16 protein-coding genes are annotated in these 17436 nt (G+C 49.4%); 15 read left to right on the top strand and 1 reads right to left on the bottom strand.

Features of this window, described 5'->3' with window-relative positions; translation table 11 throughout:
- Nucleotides 1-21 precede the first annotated feature (21 nt).
- From DWZ60_RS11400 to DWZ60_RS11355, 10 genes are all read left to right on the top strand, one after another.
- Nucleotides 22-1455, top strand: a complete 1434-nt coding sequence (locus tag DWZ60_RS11400) for an acyl-CoA carboxylase subunit beta (RefSeq protein ID WP_022462330.1) — start codon at nt 22-24, stop codon at nt 1453-1455.
- 15 nt (nt 1456-1470) lie between these two features.
- Nucleotides 1471-2244, top strand: a complete 774-nt coding sequence (locus tag DWZ60_RS11395; protein WP_118659149.1) for an OadG family protein — start codon at nt 1471-1473, stop codon at nt 2242-2244.
- Between the two features lie 14 nt (nt 2245-2258).
- Nucleotides 2259-2636: a biotin/lipoyl-containing protein gene (locus tag DWZ60_RS11390; protein ID WP_117509004.1), complete on the top strand. Its 378-nt coding sequence runs from the start codon at nt 2259-2261 to the stop codon at nt 2634-2636.
- A gap of 33 nt (nt 2637-2669) precedes the next feature.
- Nucleotides 2670-3821, top strand: coding sequence for a sodium ion-translocating decarboxylase subunit beta (locus tag DWZ60_RS11385; RefSeq protein ID WP_022462333.1), 1152 nt, complete (start codon nt 2670-2672; stop codon nt 3819-3821).
- A 49-nt stretch (nt 3822-3870) separates the two neighbouring features.
- Nucleotides 3871-5280 (top strand): oxaloacetate decarboxylase subunit alpha, encoded by a 1410-nt coding sequence (locus DWZ60_RS11380; RefSeq protein ID WP_022462334.1) that lies wholly within the window; start codon nt 3871-3873, stop codon nt 5278-5280.
- A gap of 231 nt (nt 5281-5511) precedes the next feature.
- On the top strand, nt 5512-6486 hold the full coding sequence (locus DWZ60_RS11375) for a MurR/RpiR family transcriptional regulator (RefSeq protein ID WP_117509159.1): 975 nt from the start codon (nt 5512-5514) through the stop codon (nt 6484-6486).
- Complete coding sequence (locus DWZ60_RS11370; RefSeq protein WP_117804071.1) at nt 6483-7730, top strand: NAD(P)/FAD-dependent oxidoreductase; 1248 nt, start codon at nt 6483-6485, stop codon at nt 7728-7730. Before DWZ60_RS11375 ends, DWZ60_RS11370 begins: the two co-directional genes overlap by 4 nt.
- A gap of 44 nt (nt 7731-7774) precedes the next feature.
- Nucleotides 7775-8440: a (d)CMP kinase gene (gene cmk / locus DWZ60_RS11365; protein ID WP_022462337.1), complete on the top strand. Its 666-nt coding sequence runs from the start codon at nt 7775-7777 to the stop codon at nt 8438-8440.
- A 32-nt stretch (nt 8441-8472) separates the two neighbouring features.
- Nucleotides 8473-10374, top strand: a complete 1902-nt coding sequence (locus tag DWZ60_RS11360) for a bifunctional 4-hydroxy-3-methylbut-2-enyl diphosphate reductase/30S ribosomal protein S1 (protein ID WP_118659150.1) — start codon at nt 8473-8475, stop codon at nt 10372-10374.
- Nucleotides 10375-10523: 149 nt separating this feature from the next.
- Complete coding sequence (locus tag DWZ60_RS11355) at nt 10524-11597, top strand: putative ABC transporter permease (protein WP_158576389.1); 1074 nt, start codon at nt 10524-10526, stop codon at nt 11595-11597.
- A gap of 64 nt (nt 11598-11661) precedes the next feature.
- On the opposite strand, the gene DWZ60_RS11350 is transcribed toward DWZ60_RS11355, so the two are convergent.
- Entirely contained in the window at nt 11662-12750 is a 1089-nt protein-coding gene (locus DWZ60_RS11350) for a ribonuclease H-like domain-containing protein (RefSeq protein WP_117801021.1), read from the bottom strand.
- Between the two features lie 172 nt (nt 12751-12922).
- Between DWZ60_RS11350 and ruvA the strand changes: the two genes are divergently transcribed.
- The 5 genes from ruvA to DWZ60_RS11330 all read left to right on the top strand — a co-directional run bounded on the left by ruvA (nt 12923) and on the right by DWZ60_RS11330 (nt 17420).
- Nucleotides 12923-13537: a Holliday junction branch migration protein RuvA gene (gene ruvA / locus DWZ60_RS11345; protein WP_117508999.1), complete on the top strand. Its 615-nt coding sequence runs from the start codon at nt 12923-12925 to the stop codon at nt 13535-13537.
- A gap of 40 nt (nt 13538-13577) precedes the next feature.
- Entirely contained in the window at nt 13578-14588 is a 1011-nt protein-coding gene (ruvB, locus tag DWZ60_RS11340; RefSeq protein WP_022461905.1) for a Holliday junction branch migration DNA helicase RuvB, read from the top strand.
- A gap of 130 nt (nt 14589-14718) precedes the next feature.
- Nucleotides 14719-15150, top strand: coding sequence for a cell division protein ZapA (zapA, locus tag DWZ60_RS11335; protein ID WP_055226374.1), 432 nt, complete (start codon nt 14719-14721; stop codon nt 15148-15150).
- 57 nt (nt 15151-15207) lie between these two features.
- A complete protein-coding gene (locus DWZ60_RS18230) occupies nt 15208-15750 on the top strand; it encodes a peptidase U32 family protein (RefSeq protein ID WP_243038305.1) in 543 nt (180 codons plus the stop codon).
- A complete protein-coding gene (locus DWZ60_RS11330; RefSeq protein WP_243038307.1) occupies nt 15651-17420 on the top strand; it encodes a U32 family peptidase in 1770 nt (589 codons plus the stop codon). Before DWZ60_RS18230 ends, DWZ60_RS11330 begins: the two co-directional genes overlap by 100 nt.
- Nucleotides 17421-17436: the final 16 nt, after the last annotated feature.

Raw genomic sequence — 17436 nt, 5'->3', positions numbered from 1 at the left:
AGAAAGATGGAGGTTTGAAGAATGAGTAACACAGCACAAAGTTTAGCGAGCACAAGAATCGCCTCTTTGCTGGATGAAAACAGCTTTGTGGAAATCGGCGGACAGGTTACTGCCAGAAGCACAGATTTCAACATGGCCGGCATGGAGACACCATCCGATGGTGTAATTACTGGTTACGGTGTGATCAACGGTAGCCTGGTATACGTATACAGCCAGGATGCGTCTGTGATGGGCGGTACCATCGGCGAAATGCATGCAAAAAAAATCGCGAGACTGTATGAGTTTGCACAGAAAACAGGTGCTCCGGTCATCGGACTGGTAGACTGTGCCGGTATGCGTCTGCAGGAGGCAACTGATGCTCTGAACGGTTTCGGCGAAATCTATATGGCGCAGGCAATGGCATCCGGCGTGATTCCACAGATCACAGCAGTATTTGGTACCTGCGGCGGCGGTATGGCACTCATCCCGGCTATGACAGACTTCACGTTCATGGAGTCTAAAAACGGAAAACTTTTCGTAAACTCCCCGAACGCACTGGACGGAAACCACGTATCCAAATGTGATACCGCATCCGCAGATTTCCAGGGCGAAGAAGCAGGTCTTGTTGACTTTGCTGGAACCGAGGAAGAAATCCTCGGACAGATCAGAAACCTGGTATCTATGCTTCCGGCAAACAACGAGGACGAAGCATACACCGAGTGCGAGGATGATCTGAACCGTGCATGTGCAGACCTTGCAAACTGCGCAGGCGATACCGGAATCCTTCTTTCCCAGCTCAGCGACAACGGCATCTATTTTGAGACCAAAGCCGCTTACGGAAAAGATGTTGTAACCGCATTCATCCAGTTAAACGGAGCAACCGTAGGAGCAGTTGCAAACCGCTCTGAAATCTACGGCGAGGACGGAACTGTAAAAGAGAAAATGGATGGAACCTTAAGCGCAAGAGGAGCCAAAAAAGCAGCAGATTTCGTAAACTTCTGCGATGCTTTCTGCATCCCGGTACTTACCATCACAAACGTAACCGGATTCAAGGCAACCAAATGCTCTGAGAGAACCATGGCTAAGAACGCAGCAGCCCTGACCGCAGCTTTCGCAAACGCAACCGTTCCGAAAGTAAACGTTGTTGTCGGCAAAGCATACGGAAGCGCATACGTTGTCATGAACAGCAAATCCATCGGAGCAGACATGGTATTTGCATGGCCGAACGCAGAAATCGGAATGATGGATGCAAAATCTGCAGCAAAGATCATGTACGAAGGATCTGACGCTGCTACCATCAACGAGAAAGCAGCTGAATATGCAACCCTTCAGAACAATGTAACTTCCGCAGCCAGAAGAGGCTATGTGGACACCATCATCGAGCCGGAAGACACCAGAAAATATGTTATCGGCGCATTCGAGATGCTGTATACCAAGAGAGAAGACAGACCGGACAGAAAACACGGAACAGTCTAAGGAAGGTGGCATACGATGAGAAAGAACTGGAAAAAATTAGTAAGTCTCGTCCTTACCGCAGCCTGCACCATGGTTGTGACCGTAGCTCCTGTTTTTGCGGATGCGGCATCTACACCGGCTTATTCACCGGTTGAGGCATCTACGGTAGATTCTCTGCTCTCCTCCAGTGTTCAGTGGGTAGGACAGAGCCTGATGACCTACAGCGATGACGATCTTGCCAATATGGAAGCTTCCGACCAGCAGTTCTATGCAAGAGCAGCTGAGGCATGGGAAGAGGCAAAGGCTGACCTCGGAGAGGTAAAAAGCCTGGAAGACGGTACTCTCGAAGTAGACGGAGATTTTGTAACCTGCACAATTCCGGGTGAATTTGAAAAAAATCCTGGTATTGTCCGCGTATTCTGGAACATCAGCACCGGAACACCAGTTCCGACCGACCTCACCATCACCGTTGAGGAGTCAAAGGGCGTTCTGATCGGCCAGGCCGGCATGAACACCATCATCGGAATCGGTACCGTATTTGTTATGCTGATTTTCCTGATTTTCGTTATTTCTTCGTTTGATTACATTTTGGGAGACAAGAAGAAGAAAAAAGCACCGGCAGCACCTGTACAGGAAGCACCGAAGGCTGTCGCAGCACCGGTTGTTGAAGAGACAGCACCGGAAGCAGACGATATGGAGCTGCAGGCTGTTATTACAGCTGCAATCGCCATGTATGAAGAAGATATGGCTTCTGCATCCGGAGATGCTTATGTTGCACGTCCGATCCGCAGAAAAGGCAAAAGAGCTTAAGGAGGAAATTTTCAATGAAAAACTACACCATTACCGTAAACGGAAATGTATATAACGTAACTGTAGAAGAAGGAACCACAGCAGGCGCAGCTCCAGTTGTCAGCGCAGCAAAAGCAGCTCCGGCACCAAAAGCAGCACCGGCAGCACCGAAAGCAGCAGCTCCGGCAGGCGCAGCAGGCAGCGTAGAGGTTACTGCTTCTGTACCTGGTAAAATCTGCAAAATCGAAGCAGCAGCAGGCACCGCTGTAAAAGCAGGAGATGCTGTTCTTGTACTGGAAGCCATGAAGATGGAAATCCCGGTTGTAGCACCGCAGGATGGCACAGTAGCAACCATCAATGTAGCAGTAGGCGATGCAGTAGAATCCGGTGACGTTCTTGCAACCATGAACTAATGCCCGTTGTAAGAAAAAACCGGAGGTGAAAAAATGATTACTGAAACTTTAAACAACCTGCTTCACCAGACGGCGTTTTTTAATCTGGACTGGGGCAATTACGTTATGATCGCAGTGGCTTGCTTCTTCTTGTATCTTGCGATTAAGCATGAATTTGAGCCGTTGCTTCTTGTACCGATCGCATTCGGTATGCTGCTTGTAAACATTTACCCGGACATCATGGCTGAGCCTTATACCGACGTACAGGGTCTTGAGCATGCGGGCGGTCTGTTCTACTATTTCTTTACTCTGGACGAGTGGAGTATCCTCCCATCCCTGATCTTCATGGGTGTAGGTGCGATGACAGACTTCGGTCCGCTGATTGCAAACCCGATCAGCTTCATCATGGGAGCTGCAGCACAGCTTGGTATCTATCTGGCGTACTTTTTCGCTATTTTCATGGGATTCAATGGAAGAGAGGCAGCTGCTATCTCCATCATCGGTGGTGCCGACGGCCCGACTTCTATCTTCCTTCTGAATAAGCTCGGACAGCAGCACCTGATGGGACCGATTGCCGTAGCAGCATATTCTTATATGTCACTGGTGCCGATCATCCAGCCGCCGGTCATGAAGCTTCTGACTACAGAGAAAGAGCGTAAAATCAAAATGGAGCAGCTTCGTTCCGTATCCAAACTCGAGAAGATCCTGTTCCCGATTGTTATCACCATCGTTGTCTGCATGATCCTTCCATCTACCGCTCCTCTGGTAGGTATGCTGATGCTTGGTAACCTGTTCCGTGAGTGCGGCGTTGTAAAACAGCTCCAGGAGACAGCTTCCAATGCCATGATGTACATCGTAGTTATCCTTCTTGGTACTTCCGTTGGTGCATCCACAAGTGCTGAGGCATTCTTAAATGTCAGCACCTTAAAGATCGTTGCCCTGGGTCTGATCGCATTCGTATTCGGTACCGCAGGCGGTGTCCTGTTAGGAAAGGTACTGTGCAAGGCAACCCACGGAAGAATCAACCCGCTGATCGGTTCTGCAGGTGTATCTGCGGTACCTATGGCAGCCCGTGTATCCCAGAAAGTCGGTGCGGAGGCAGATCCGACGAACTTCCTGCTGATGCATGCAATGGGACCGAATGTAGCCGGTGTTATCGGTACAGCCGTAGCGGCCGGTACCTTCATGGCGATCTTCGGTGTATAACTTCTTAAGACAAACAAAAGTGAGAAACACTTAATTTAGGAGGATAGAAATGGCAGTAGAAAAGAAACCTGTCAAGATTATGGAAACTGTTCTGCGTGATGCACATCAGTCCCTGATCGCGACGAGAATGACAACAGAACAGATGCTTCCGATCATCGATAAAATGGATAAAGTCGGATATCACGCAGTAGAGTGTTGGGGAGGTGCAACTTTCGATGCTTCCTTACGTTTTCTGCATGAAGATCCATGGATGAGACTGAGAAAACTTCGTGACGGATTCAAAAATACAAAACTGCAGATGCTGTTCCGTGGACAGAATATCCTGGGATATCGTCCGTACGCAGACGACGTAGTAGAGTATTTCGTACAGAAATCCATTGCAAACGGAATCGACATCATCCGTATTTTTGACTGTATGAACGATCTGCGCAACCTGCAGACCGCTGTCAGCGCAGCAAACAAAGAAAAAGGCCACGCACAGGTAGCACTTTCCTATACATTAGGAGACGCTTACACCCTGGATTACTGGACCACCATGGCAAAGAGAATCGAAGAGATGGGTGCAGATTCCATCTGTATTAAAGATATGGCAGGCCTGCTCGTTCCGTACAAGGCAACTGAGCTGGTAACCGCGCTGAAAGAAGCAACCGATCTTCCGATTCAGCTGCACACCCACTATACTTCCGGTGTTGCATCCATGACGTACCTGAAAGCAGTAGAGGCTGGTGTTGATATCATCGATACCGCAATGTCTCCATTCGCTATGGGTACTTCACAGCCGGCAACTGAGGTTATGGTTGAAACCTTCAAAGGCACTCCATACGATACTGGTCTGGATCAGAACAAACTGGCTGAGATCGCAGATTACTTCCGTCCGATGAGAGACGAAGCACTCGATACAGGCCTCTTAAATCCGAAGAACCTTGGCGTAAATATCAAGACTCTTCTGTATCAGGTACCGGGCGGTATGCTCTCCAACCTGACAAGCCAGTTAAAAGAGCAGCACGCAGAGGACAAATACTACGATGTACTCGAAGAAGTACCGCGCGTAAGAAAAGACCTCGGCGAGTGCCCGCTGGTTACTCCGTCTTCCCAGATCGTTGGTACCCAGGCTGTATTCAATGTCCTGATGGGCGAGCGTTACAAGATGGTAACGAAAGAGACAAAAGACGTTCTTGCCGGAAAATACGGTGCAACTGTAAAACCGTTCAATCCGGAAGTACAGAAGAAATGCATCGGCGATACCGAGCCGATCACCTGCCGCTACGCAGACCTGCTTGAGCCGGAGCTTCCGAAACTGGAGAAAGAGATCGAGCAGTGGAAACAGCAGGATGAGGATGTATTAACCTACGCTCTGTTCCCGCAGGTAGCTGTAGACTTCTTCAAATATCGTGAAGCGCAGCAGACAAAAGTAGATCCGGCAGCCGCTGACAAAAAAGACGGCGCATATCCGGTCTAAATAAAATCTGAGTAAAAAAAATCAGCCGGTGTTCTGTGTTCCCCGTAAAAAGGGAATGCAGAACACCGGCTTTCCTTTTCAGCTTTTCAGCCATTGCGCCAGTAATTTATTCGTGTTATAATTCAAAAGATCGAGGTGTGTCCGAAAAAGAATCAGGATGCCTCCAAAAGAAGAAATGTGGATGCCGAACGGCATTTGCAGATCGGAAAAACAAATCAGGAAGAAAATAACATGAAAAAAGAAAAAGAACAGTCTTCTTCAGAAGAGCAGAAGGCAGCGAACGAGAATCTCCTCATTCGTCTGAATCAAAATTACGGAAAGTTGAGCAAAGGACAGAAGAGGCTGGCAGACTTTATTACGGCACATTATGACCAGGCCGTATCGATGACGGCAGCGCGCCTGGGACAGCAGGTCGGCGTCAGCGAATCGACAACGGTTCGCTTTGCGATGCAGCTTGGCTACGCGGGATATCCGGAGTTCCAGCGCGCACTGGAGGAGATGGTGATGAATCGTCTGAATTCAGTGCAGCGGATGCAGTTTACGTATGGCCGCGTGCCGCAGGGAGAAATTCTGGAGACCGTCCTGCAGTCGGATATTGAAAAAATCAAGATGACGCTGGAAGAAGTGGACCGGAGCGCCTTTGAGCGCGCTGCGGATACGATTCTTTCTGCGCGGACAATTTACATTGTCGGCATTCGGAGCTGCGCGCCGCTTGCGAGCTTTCTGGCGTTCTATTTCCATATGATTTTCCCGGATGTGCGCCAGGTACAGACAAACAGTTCCAGCGAGATTTTCGAGCAGATGATCCGCATCACGGAGGATGATGTGGTGATCGGCATCAGCTTCCCGCGGTATTCGATGCGTACGATGAAGGCACTGGAATTTGCGAACAGCCGCAAAGCGAAGGTGATTACGATCACAGACAGTGTGCATTCACCGATGAATGTTTATGCAGCCTGTACGCTGATTGCCAAGAGCGATATGGCATCGATCGTTGATTCTCTGGTGGCCCCTTTGAGTGTAATCAATGCGCTTGTCGTGGCGCTCTGCATGAAACGCCAGGCGGATGTGAAAAAGACACTTGAGAGCATGGAAAAACTGTGGGATGAGTACCAGGTTTACAGCAACGATGAAATCAACGGGCTGGACGATGCACGTCCCATGGGCGGAAAAAAGGCAGCTCTGCCGGTAAAGGAGAAAGCATGAGAAAAGCAGCAGTAATCGGCGGAGGCGCCGCCGGAATGATGACCGCCGTGCTTGCCGCCGGCGAAAAGACAGAGATTCATCTCTATGAAAAAAATGAAAAGCTGGGAAAGAAGCTGTTTATCACAGGAAAGGGCCGCTGCAATGTGACAAACGACTGCCCGACAGAAGAGTTCTTCACGAATGTGGTGACAAACCCGAAATTTCTGTACAGCTCCGCCTACAGCTTTGACAGCGCCCAGGTGCAGGAGTTTTTCGAAGCGGCAGGTGTCCGCTTAAAAGTGGAGCGCGGAAACCGTGTATTCCCGGAGTCAGATCACTCCTCGGATATTATCCGCGCGCTGGAGACGGAACTGAAACGGAAAAATGTGCAGGTGCATAAGAATACAAAAGTAAAAGAGCTTCTTTTCGAAGGAGACCGCGTGAAAGGAATCCGCCTGGAAAACGGGAAAGAGCTTTTTTACGATGATGTCGTTGTCGCAACCGGCGGTATGTCGTACCAGACGACGGGGTCGGATGGAGACGGCTACCGTTTCGCAGAAGAGGCAGGACTTGCCGTCACTCCGCTCCGCCCGGCGCTGGTTCCGCTGGAAACAGAGGAAGCGTACATCCGTGAGCTGCAGGGACTCTCCCTGAAAAATGTGACGATGACGATTAAAAACGGCAAAAAGACGCTGTTCGATGGATTCGGCGAGATGCTGTTTACACATTTCGGAATTTCCGGCCCGCTGGGGCTTTCTGCGAGCTCCTACATCGGAAAAGCACTGGAACAGCAGCCGCTGAAAGGATATCTGAACCTGAAGCCGGCACTCACGGAAGAACAGCTGGATGCGCGGATCCTGCGTGAATTTGAGGAAAACCGGAACAAACAGTTCCGCAACGTGATCAACAGTCTGTTCCCGGCGAAACTGCTTCCGGTGATGCTCTCTCTTGGCGGGATCGACCCGTACAAACAGGTCAATGCCGTATCGAAAGCGGAGCGTCAGCACTTTGAAGAGCTGATCACGCATTTCCCGTTTACAGTAACCGGAACACGGGGTTTCCGTGAAGCAATTATCACACAGGGTGGTGTTTCCGTGAAAGAGATCCGTCCGGGCACGATGGAGGCAAAGAAAAAAGAAGGTCTGTACTTCGTAGGAGAAGTGCTCGATCTCGATGCACTGACCGGCGGCTTCAATCTGCAGATTGCCTGGGTAAGTGCCCATGCTGCAGCCGAAGAGATCCGGGCAAAGGAAGAACAGGAATAAAATATGGATCACAGATTTTAGAATTTTCAGGAGGAAGAGAGAAGATGAGATTTAATCTTGCAATTGACGGACCGGCAGGCGCTGGCAAAAGTACAATCGCAAAACGTGTGGCAAAGGAGCTTTCGTTTGTCTACGTTGATACAGGAGCAATGTACCGTGCCATGGGCATCTATTTTTCAGATCTTGGCATTGCACCGGAAGAGCAGGAAAAAATTGAGGCAGCCTGCAAAGATGTGAAAATTTCCATTTCCTACGAAAACGGAGAGCAGCAGGTTTATTTAAACGGCGTCAATGTCACCGGAAGACTGCGCACCGAGGAGGCTGGAAAGATGGCATCCGCGACAAGCGCCTATCTGGAAGTACGGAAAAAACTCGTGGAGCTGCAGCAGGAGATGGCGGAGAATACGGATCTTGTGATGGACGGCCGCGATATCGGAACTGCTGTTCTGCCGAACGCACCGTTGAAAGTCTATCTGACAGCAAGTGCCCATGTCCGCGCACTGCGCCGCTGGAAAGAGCTGACCGAAAAGGGACAGACAGCCGATCTTGCGAAAATCGAGGAAGATATCAATGAGCGTGATTATCAGGACATGCACAGAGAGCATTCCCCGCTAGTACAGGCAGAAGACGCCGTACTCGTTGACAGCTCTGAAATGACGATCGATGAGGTTGTGGAAAAGATCTTAAGCCTTGCCCGCGAGCGCATGTAAACGCGGCAGAGAAAAGAGGAGAAGAAAAACAGATGGAAGTAACTGTTGCAAAAAGTGCAGGCTTCTGCTTCGGCGTCAAACGGGCGGTCGATACGGTATACCGTGAAATTGAGAGCGGTGAAAAGCCGGTCTACACCTTCGGGCCGATTATTCACAACGAACAGGTTGTGGAGGATCTCGAAAACCGCGGCGTGCAGGTGATCCATTCGGAAGATGAACTAGAGGGGCTTTCCGGCGGAACCGTTGTGATCAGGTCGCATGGCGTGTCGCGGGATGTCTGCGAAAAGATCGAAGCGCGCGGCATGAAGATTGTAGATGCGACGTGCCCGTTTGTCAAGAAGATCCACCGGATTGTGGACGAGGAGGGCAGAAAAGGCCGCCACGTCGTCATCATCGGAAGCGCGGATCATCCGGAGGTACAGGGCATCATGGGATGGGCGAGCGGCCCGGTTACCGTGATGCATACCGCCGAAGAAGCGGAAATTTTTGTGCCCGAAAATGGAAAACCAATATCTATTGTGGCACAGACGACATTTAATTACAACAAATTTAAAGATTTAGTTGAAATTTTTTTGAAAAAGAGTTATGATAGTACTGTTTTAAAGACTATCTGCAACGCTACCGAGGAAAGACAGACGGAAGCGAGAGCAATTGCCAGGAAGGTTGATGCCATGTTTGTCGTGGGAGGCAGACATAGTTCAAACACGCAAAAGCTGTATGAGATATGTAAAGAAGAATGTAAAAATACTTACTTTATAGAGACACTCGTTGATTTGGAATCTAAGCCTTTTCAATCATTTGGTCGCGTAGGTATTACAGCTGGGGCATCCACCCCGAATAAAATAATTGAGGAGGTTCAAAAAATGTCAGAAATGAGTTTTGAACAAATGCTGGATGAATCATTTAAAACAATCAGAAACGGAGAAGTCGTTGAGGGTACTGTAATCGATGTCAAAGACGATCAGATTATCCTGAATATCGGATACAAAGCCGATGGTATTCTTACCAAAAACGAATATTCCAACGATTCTTCCATCGATCTTCACACCGTTGCACAGCCAGGTGACAAAATGGAAGTCAAAGTTCTGAAAGTAAATGATGGAGAGGGACAGGTCCTTCTTACTTACAAGAGACTTGCTGCTGAAAAAGGCAACAAGAGACTCGAGGAAGCATTCGAGAATCATGAAGTTCTGAAAGCAAAAGTAACACAGGTACTGAACGGAGGATTATCCGTAGTTGTTGAGGAGACCAGAGTATTCATTCCGGCCAGCCTTGTATCTGATGTATATGAAAAAGATCTGTCTAAATATGCAGATCAGGAAATTGAATTCGTTATTACCGAGTTCAACCCGAGAAGAAGACGCATCATCGGTGACCGCAAACAGCTCATCGTTGCTGAGAAGAAGAAACTGCAGGAAGAACTGTTCGCACGCATTGCAGTTGGCGATGTTGTAGAGGGAACTGTTAAGAATGTTACCGATTTCGGCGCATTCATCGATCTGGGCGGAGCTGACGGACTGCTTCACATCTCTGAGATGTCCTGGGGCCGCGTAGAGAACCCGAAAAAAGTATTCAAAGTTGGTGAGACTGTAAAAGTTCTGATCAAAGACATCAACGGCGACAAGATCGCTCTTTCCTTAAAATTCCCGGAAGAGAATCCGTGGCTGAACGCTGCTGACAAATACGCTGTAGGCAACGTAGTAGAAGGCTGTGTTGCCCGTATGACTGACTTTGGTGCATTCGTTGAGCTTGAGCCGGGCGTAGATGCTCTGCTTCATGTTTCCCAGATCTCCAGAGAGCACGTTGAGAAACCGTCTGATGCACTGAAAATCGGACAGGAAATCACTGCAAAAGTAGTTGATTTCAACGAGGAAGACAAAAAAATCTCTCTGAGCATGAAAGCTCTGGAAAACGAAGAGCCAGTAGAAGAGTAAGAATAATTTAACTTGCAGGTGCTGCAGTTGGATGATTAGAATGCCGTAGACAACCGGGTTTCCTGAACAGACAGGAAACCTGTTGCCTGCGGTATTTTCTTATCATCCTGTTTTTGGCACCAGAAAAGAAAAAGGGGATGAAAGTTTATGTGGGAGACGAAGATTCTGGGTGTGGATCTGTACCACGTTCTAGCATGGTTCTGGCTGTACAGCTTCTGCGGATGGATCTGGGAGAGTTCCTATGTATCGATCCGGCAGAAAAACTGGTCAACCGCGGTTTTGTCAATGGTCCGCTGCTGACACTGTACGGCACCGGCGCTGTTATGGTATACTTGATCCTGCGCCCGTTTGAAGCGAACGTCTGGGCACTGTATTTCGGAGGTGTCATTGTAGCGACGGTTCTGGAATATGTAACCGGCGTGCTGATGGAGACCATTTTTCATGCGCACTGGTGGGACTACAGCAATCAGAAGTTTAATTTTCAGGGAAAGATCTGCCTCAGCAGTTCGATTGCCTGGGGATTCTTTACACTGGGGCTGTTCTATATTCTGCAGCCGATTGCCGTGAAAGTAGTGAATCTTGTTTCGGATACTACAGGAGAGATCATTGTTTCCGTTGTTACCGTCTGCTATCTGGTAGATTTTGGATTTTCCGCAGCCGCAGCATTCCAGCTGGGACAGAAGATGCGCAGTCTGGAGAAAACGTGGGGAGAATTTATGAAATATCTGCAGAAATCCCGCTTTAACCAGCTTGCCGAGGAGATGAATGCGAAAGTACAGCAGTATCGTGCAGAGTATTCCAGAGATAAGATGAAAGAATATCTGGCCGAGAAACGCCAGACACTGTCTGAGGCAATGGAGCAGATGCAGAAGCTGGAGAAGGAGCGGAAAGAAGCCGAGGGAAGAAGAAATCCGCTTTCCGAGTCGAAGAACCGCCTGATGGAGTTCGGAGCAGAGCAGAAGGAACGCCTGACCGAGTTCGGAGCAGAGCAGAAAGAACGGTTTGCGGCACTTGGATTTGATGTGCGCAGCGATAAGATGCCGGATCTTAAAGAGCTGCTGGAGCGCTTTGACCAGATGACAAAACCGCAGCTTCCGACCAACTGGCTGATGCGCCTGACAACGAAACGTTATCTGCGCGCCTATCCGCATCTGCAGGGAACGCATCATGCTTCTCTGAAAAAGGAAGAAAAAAAGGTAGAAGAGAAAGAAGAGAAAAAATAAAGGACTGCTTGGAAAGGACAGTCCCGGAAAAACGGCCGTGCATGCAAAAACGTGTACGGCTGTTTTATTTTCTGGTTTTGCTATCGTATTTGAAAAAGAGCTGAAGCTCGGAACAGAGATACTCTTTCAGGAGATTTTCCTGCGAAAGAAAGGCATCGGACCACTCAAAATAGTAAGGGCGGCTTTTGAAATCCTCGCGGAAGGCCGGGGTGAAAAACTCTTTCTGCTGCGGAAGAAATGTACCGGTCCGCCGCTGATAGCAGTTGGCAGCCTTTGCTTTCTGACGGTGTTCCGGATCGACAAACGCGCCAACGCTCTTGTGAACAGCCTGATCCTCCAGCGGAAGATAATAGTAATTCTTATAGTCCGGGAAGAAATATTTCAGCTCCGCCGTATGCGTCTGCAGGGAGAGAGAAACCCGTGAACCAAAGGCTGTAAGAGAACCATCCGCGCAGACACGGGAGAGGAAAACCGGAACTTCCCGCTCGGGCTGCAGTGAAACTTCCAGTGTCTGTCCGGTAAAACGACACGACTGGACAGAAAAATCGCCGTGAAACAGGGCAGGAAGCGCGAGCAGTTCCAGAACAGAACCCATGCCGAGGACATCCTCATAATTGTGAAGGAAAAGCAGTTCCAGTTTCTTTTCATCCAGTGTCTGAAGATAGTCGTGGTAAACAGAAATCAACTGTTTTCCGTTAAGTTGATCCTTCCGTGGGAATGAGAGATACTGTTCCACATTTTTCTGTTTCATTGAAGAAAGTCCCAGGATTGACTGAAACGGGCGGAGTGCCTGATAAAGATCCAGGGATGCGATTGACGAAAGCGGATCTTCCATCTGATAAAACAGTGCTTTGTGTGTGAGGTAAGGAAGATCAAATGTCGTTCCATTAAAATGCACCAGCTGCTTCACGTCGGAAAGAAACGTGAAAAAAGAGACAAGCATCTCTTTTTCTTCGGTCGGTCGATCAAGAAACCACTGGCGCAGTGTGAAAGCATCCGCGGCCGGGTCAAAGAACAGCGCACCAATCAGATAGAGATGCGAGGTACGCCAGGAAAGGCCGGTCGTCTCAATATCGAAAAAGACATCGCCGTTTCTCAGATACATCTGAAGATTGGCAGAGAGAGCAGCGGGGGTAGAATCTATGATCTGCATAAGGTTTTTTGTCTCCTTTGAAAAACTTTTTTGAATCTAAAGATATTATAAGACGAAAAAATCTGACATGCAAGAAAGACAGCGACTAATCGTTGCGTGATGAGAAAAGTTCTGCTATAATAGAATGTGCGTTCGCTTTCGAAAAAAGAAAACGGCGCTTTGGAGGAAAAACATGATTGCATTTATCAAAGGAACTGTAGATTCTCTTTCGGAAGGAAAAATGATTCTCGAAAGCCATGGAATCGGCTATGAGCTGAATATTCCAGCGAGTATGTTCGACGCAGGCATCCGGGAGGGAGAAGAGTTAAAGATATATACCCATATGAGTGTGCGGGAAGACGGAATTTCCCTATTCGGCTTTCTGTCCCGTGAAGATCTTGAAATATACCGTATGCTGATCGGCGTAAGCGGCATCGGACCAAAAGCGGCGCTTGCGGTGCTGTCCACGCTTACTGCAGACAATCTGCGCTTTGCCGTCCTCTCGGAAGATGTCCAGGCGATTGCCAAAACACCGGGCATCGGAAAGAAGACCGCGCAGAAGCTGATTCTGGAATTAAAAGACAAATTCGACCTGCAGGAAGCGTTCGAGCAGAAGCTGGCAGGAAATCAGGCGGCTGCGGCGGTACGGCAGACAGGCGAACCGGATGCCTTCCAGGATGCGGTACAGGCGCTGACTGCGCTTGGCTACTCCGGAACGGAAGCACTGCAGGCAGTAAAGAAAGTCGAAATCACCGAAGGCATGGACAGCGAGGCTGTGCTGAAAGCGGCATTGAAGCATATGTTTTAGCAGCTGGTCCTAAATTGTGGAAGAAGGAAACCTTATAACGATGGAAAGAAGAATTATCACAACTGACGTTCTCGAGGAGGACGTGAAAATCGAAGGTTCGCTCCGTCCCCAGCACCTGGACGACTACATCGGACAGGAAAAGACGAAAAAGAACCTGAAAGTATATATTGAAGCAGCAAAACAGCGAAGTGATGTTCTCGATCATGTGCTGTTTTACGGTCCTCCGGGACTTGGAAAAACAACGCTGGCGGGCATCATTGCAAATGAGATGGGAACCCATATGAAGGTAACGAGCGGCCCGGCGATCGAAAAACCGGGTGAGATGGCAGCGATCCTCAACAATCTGCAGGAGGGCGACGTCCTGTTTGTTGATGAGATCCACCGCCTGAACCGCCAGGTCGAGGAGGTTCTTTACCCAGCGATGGAGGATTTTGCGATTGATATCATGATCGGAAAAGGCTCTTCGGCGCGCTCGATCCGCCTGGATCTGCCGAAGTTTACGCTGGTCGGCGCAACAACGCGTGCAGGTCTTTTGACTGCCCCGCTCCGCGACCGGTTCGGTGTCATCCACCATCTGGAATTTTACACGGAGGAAGAATTGGCCAACATTATCCTGCACTCCTCAAAAGTACTGAATGTGGAGGTGGACCCGCAGGGAGCGCTTGAGATGGCGCGCCGTTCCAGGGGAACACCGCGTCTGGCAAACCGGATTTTAAAGCGTGTCCGCGACTTTGCCCAGGTGAAATACGATGGAAGAATCACAAAAGAGGTCGCATCATTTGCTCTCGATCTGCTGGAAGTAGACCGTTACGGACTGGATCAGACTGACCGGCTGCTTCTTACCACCATTATGGAAAAGTTCCAGGGCGGTCCGGTGGGACTCGATACCCTGGCAGCATCGATTGGAGAAGATGCCGGCACCATCGAAGATGTCTACGAGCCGTTCCTGATCAAATCCGGATTTATCAACCGCACTCCGCGCGGAAGAGTGGCAACGGAATTTGCCTGGCACCACCTGGGGCTGGAGGCACCGCGTAAGATCGAAGAGTAAAAGCCCTGAATCTTTCATTTTCTGTCGCTTTTTGCAGAAAAAGGTTGTTTTTCTTCCATTTTCGGTATATGATAGGTTATATTAGCCGGAAGTTTGGTCCGGTTAAATTCAGTGGAGGAAAAGCAAAAGAATGGCTGTAAAAAATACAACACAGGTTTTAATAGATGGAAAAATTATCACACTGGGAGGCTATGAGAGCCCGGAATATCTGCAGAAAGTAGCTGCTTATCTGAATCAGAAGATCAGCGAACTTTCCCAGTCAGCCGGATACAACCGCCTGTCGGTGGATACGAAGCACACACTGCTTGCACTGAACATTGCAGACGACTATTTCAAAGCAAAAAGCCAGGTAGATACCCTCGAAGAGGATATGGAAGCCAAAGACCGGGAAACCTACGATATGAAGCACGATCTGATCGCAGCGGAAATCCAGGCCGGCGATCTGAAAAAAGAGCTGGAAGAGAAACGAATCGAGCTGGAACATGTGCGCGGCGAGATGGAAGAACTGCAGCGGCAGCTTGATAAGGCAAATAAGGATCTGGAAGATTTATTAAAAGCGTAAAAGAAGGAAAAACGGGGGATTGCGGAACAGGTAATCGCCCGTTTTTAGGAGATAAAGATGAAGACAGAATTATTAGCACCAGCCGGTTCGATGGAAGCGTTAAAAGCGGCGGTTTCCGCCGGTGCGGATGCCGTCTATCTCGGCGGAGCCGCATTCGGCGCAAGAGCGTATGCAAAAAATCTGGATGAGCAGGAGATTCTCTCAGCCATCGATTACGTCCATCTGCGGAACCGGAAACTGTATCTGACGGTCAACACCCTCTTAAAAGAGGAGGAACTGGAAGAGAAACTGTATCCGTATCTGCGTCCGTACTATGAGCAGGGACTGGATGCCGTGATTGTCCAGGATATGGGCGTTTTAAAGGCGGTCCGCTCCTGGTTCCCGGATCTCGACATTCATGCGAGCACACAGATGACAGTGACAGGATCTGCGGGAGCGCGTTTCCTGGAGAGCTTGGCGCGACGCGTGTGGTACCAGCCCGTGAGCTTTCGTTTGCGGAGATCCAGAAAATCCACCGGACGACCAACCTTGAAATTGAATGCTTCGTCCACGGGGCGCTCTGCTACTGCTATTCGGGACAGTGCCTTTTTTCCAGCCTGATCGGCGGGAGAAGCGGAAACCGCGGAAGATGCGCGCAGCCGTGCCGTCTGCCGTACGAAGCGTACGATAAAGACAACCACCGCATGGGGGAGCCGGGCGACCGCTATCCGTTAAGCCCGAAGGATATGTGTACGGTAGAACTGCTGCCGGAGATTGTAAAATCCGGGATTATGTCCCTCAAAATCGAAGGCAGAATGAAAAAGCCGGAGTATACAGCGGGCGTTGTCAGCATTTACCGCAAATACCTCGATCTGTACGAAAAAAAGCCGTCCCGTTTCCACGTTCTGCCGGAGGACATGAAAAAGCTGTATGAGCTGTATAACCGTGACGGTTTCAACAAAAGCTATTATACCGTAAGAAACGGACGCGATATGATGGCGCTGAAGAACGAAAAAGAGCAGGAAAATAAAAAGAAACAGCGCAGAAATGAGCAGCTCTTTTATGAGATCCAGAGAGATTATATCGAGACTGAGGCAAAAGAGCCGATTTCCGGCTTTCTGACCCTGTATCCGGGCCAGCCGGCGTTCTTAAGTGCAGAAAGCGGAAAATACAGCGTAACAGCAGAGGCGGGCATGGTAGAACCGGCAAAGAAGCAGCCGCTGACAGAGGAACGCGTAAAAACACAGCTGGAAAAGACAGGCGAGACACCATTCTATTTCAAAGAACTCGATGTCTGTATGGATGACAACTGTTTCGTGCCGATGCAGACGTTAAACGAGCTGCGGAGAGGCGTTTCGGACCAGCTGGTGAAAGAGATGACAGAGCCATACCGCAGAAAAGCAGCGGAAAAGCCGGAACAGGAAGCAAAAGCATCTGGAAAACCGGACCAGGAGAACAGGGCAGAAAAGAAAATGGAGCTGACCGCATCTGCCGAGACGAGAGCCCAGTGGAATGCGCTGCTCGAGATTCCGGAGATCACGACGATCTACGCCGGCATGGGATGCTTCAAACGGGAAATCTTCGAAGAACAGGCGGAAAAAGGAATCCTACAGGCGAAAGAACTGGGAAAACAGGTTTATCTGATGCTGCCGCACGTTGTGCGTGAAGGCGATCTGAAGGAATACCGCGACACGTTCCGCTGTCTGAAGGAGATCGGTCTTGGCGGTTTCCTGATCCGCAATCTCGAAAGCTTTTCATTTTTGAAAGAGATGGGAATGGAAAAGGATATCCGGCTCGATTACAGCGTTTACACGTACAACAGCCGTGCGCAGGCATTCTGGCAGGAGCAGGGCGTGCAGCGTGATACCGTTCCGTATGAGCTGAACGAGCGGGAAATCGGAAAACGTGACAATACGAACAGCGAAATGGTGGTCTACGGCTACCTTCCGATGATGGTTTCCGCCCAGTGTGTCCAGAAGAACCTGAACGGCTGCAATCACAGTTATTCTCTGGTACGCTTAAAAGACCGGATGGGAAAATACTTCCCGGTGAAGAGTTACTGCACCTCGTGCTACAGTGTGATCTACAACAGCCTTCCGCTCGGCCTGGTAAAAGAAGCCGATGAGATCCGGTCCATGCATCCGGCTGCGGTGCGGCTGAATTTTACCATCGAGACACTGGAGGAGACAAAAGAAATCGCCGCTGCGTTTGCTGGAACGTACTGTAAAGGAATCGCAGTTCCGGCCGAACAGGAATATACCAAAGGCCATTTCCGCCGGAAAGTAGAGTAAACGGTGAGAAAAAATA

This window comes from Blautia sp. AF34-10, assembly GCF_003477865.1.
GTDB classification, from domain to species: Bacteria; Bacillota; Clostridia; order Lachnospirales; family Lachnospiraceae; genus Fusicatenibacter; species Fusicatenibacter saccharivorans.
This window is presented reverse-complemented; position numbering and strand designations above follow the sequence as displayed.

Coding starts and splice junctions, on each gene's coding strand:
- DWZ60_RS11400 (WP_022462330.1), top strand. CDS start 22: ATGAGTAACACAGCACAAAGTTTAGCGAGCACAAGAATCGCCTCTTTG.
- DWZ60_RS11395 (WP_118659149.1), top strand. CDS start 1,471: ATGAGAAAGAACTGGAAAAAATTAGTAAGTCTCGTCCTTACCGCAGCC.
- DWZ60_RS11390 (WP_117509004.1), top strand. CDS start 2,259: ATGAAAAACTACACCATTACCGTAAACGGAAATGTATATAACGTAACT.
- DWZ60_RS11385 (WP_022462333.1), top strand. CDS start 2,670: ATGATTACTGAAACTTTAAACAACCTGCTTCACCAGACGGCGTTTTTT.
- DWZ60_RS11380 (WP_022462334.1), top strand. CDS start 3,871: ATGGCAGTAGAAAAGAAACCTGTCAAGATTATGGAAACTGTTCTGCGT.
- DWZ60_RS11375 (WP_117509159.1), top strand. CDS start 5,512: ATGAAAAAAGAAAAAGAACAGTCTTCTTCAGAAGAGCAGAAGGCAGCG.
- DWZ60_RS11370 (WP_117804071.1), top strand. CDS start 6,483: ATGAGAAAAGCAGCAGTAATCGGCGGAGGCGCCGCCGGAATGATGACC.
- cmk (WP_022462337.1), top strand. CDS start 7,775: ATGAGATTTAATCTTGCAATTGACGGACCGGCAGGCGCTGGCAAAAGT.
- DWZ60_RS11360 (WP_118659150.1), top strand. CDS start 8,473: ATGGAAGTAACTGTTGCAAAAAGTGCAGGCTTCTGCTTCGGCGTCAAA.
- DWZ60_RS11350 (WP_117801021.1), bottom strand. CDS start 12,750: ATGCAGATCATAGATTCTACCCCCGCTGCTCTCTCTGCCAATCTTCAG.
- ruvA (WP_117508999.1), top strand. CDS start 12,923: ATGATTGCATTTATCAAAGGAACTGTAGATTCTCTTTCGGAAGGAAAA.
- ruvB (WP_022461905.1), top strand. CDS start 13,578: ATGGAAAGAAGAATTATCACAACTGACGTTCTCGAGGAGGACGTGAAA.
- zapA (WP_055226374.1), top strand. CDS start 14,719: ATGGCTGTAAAAAATACAACACAGGTTTTAATAGATGGAAAAATTATC.
- DWZ60_RS18230 (WP_243038305.1), top strand. CDS start 15,208: ATGAAGACAGAATTATTAGCACCAGCCGGTTCGATGGAAGCGTTAAAA.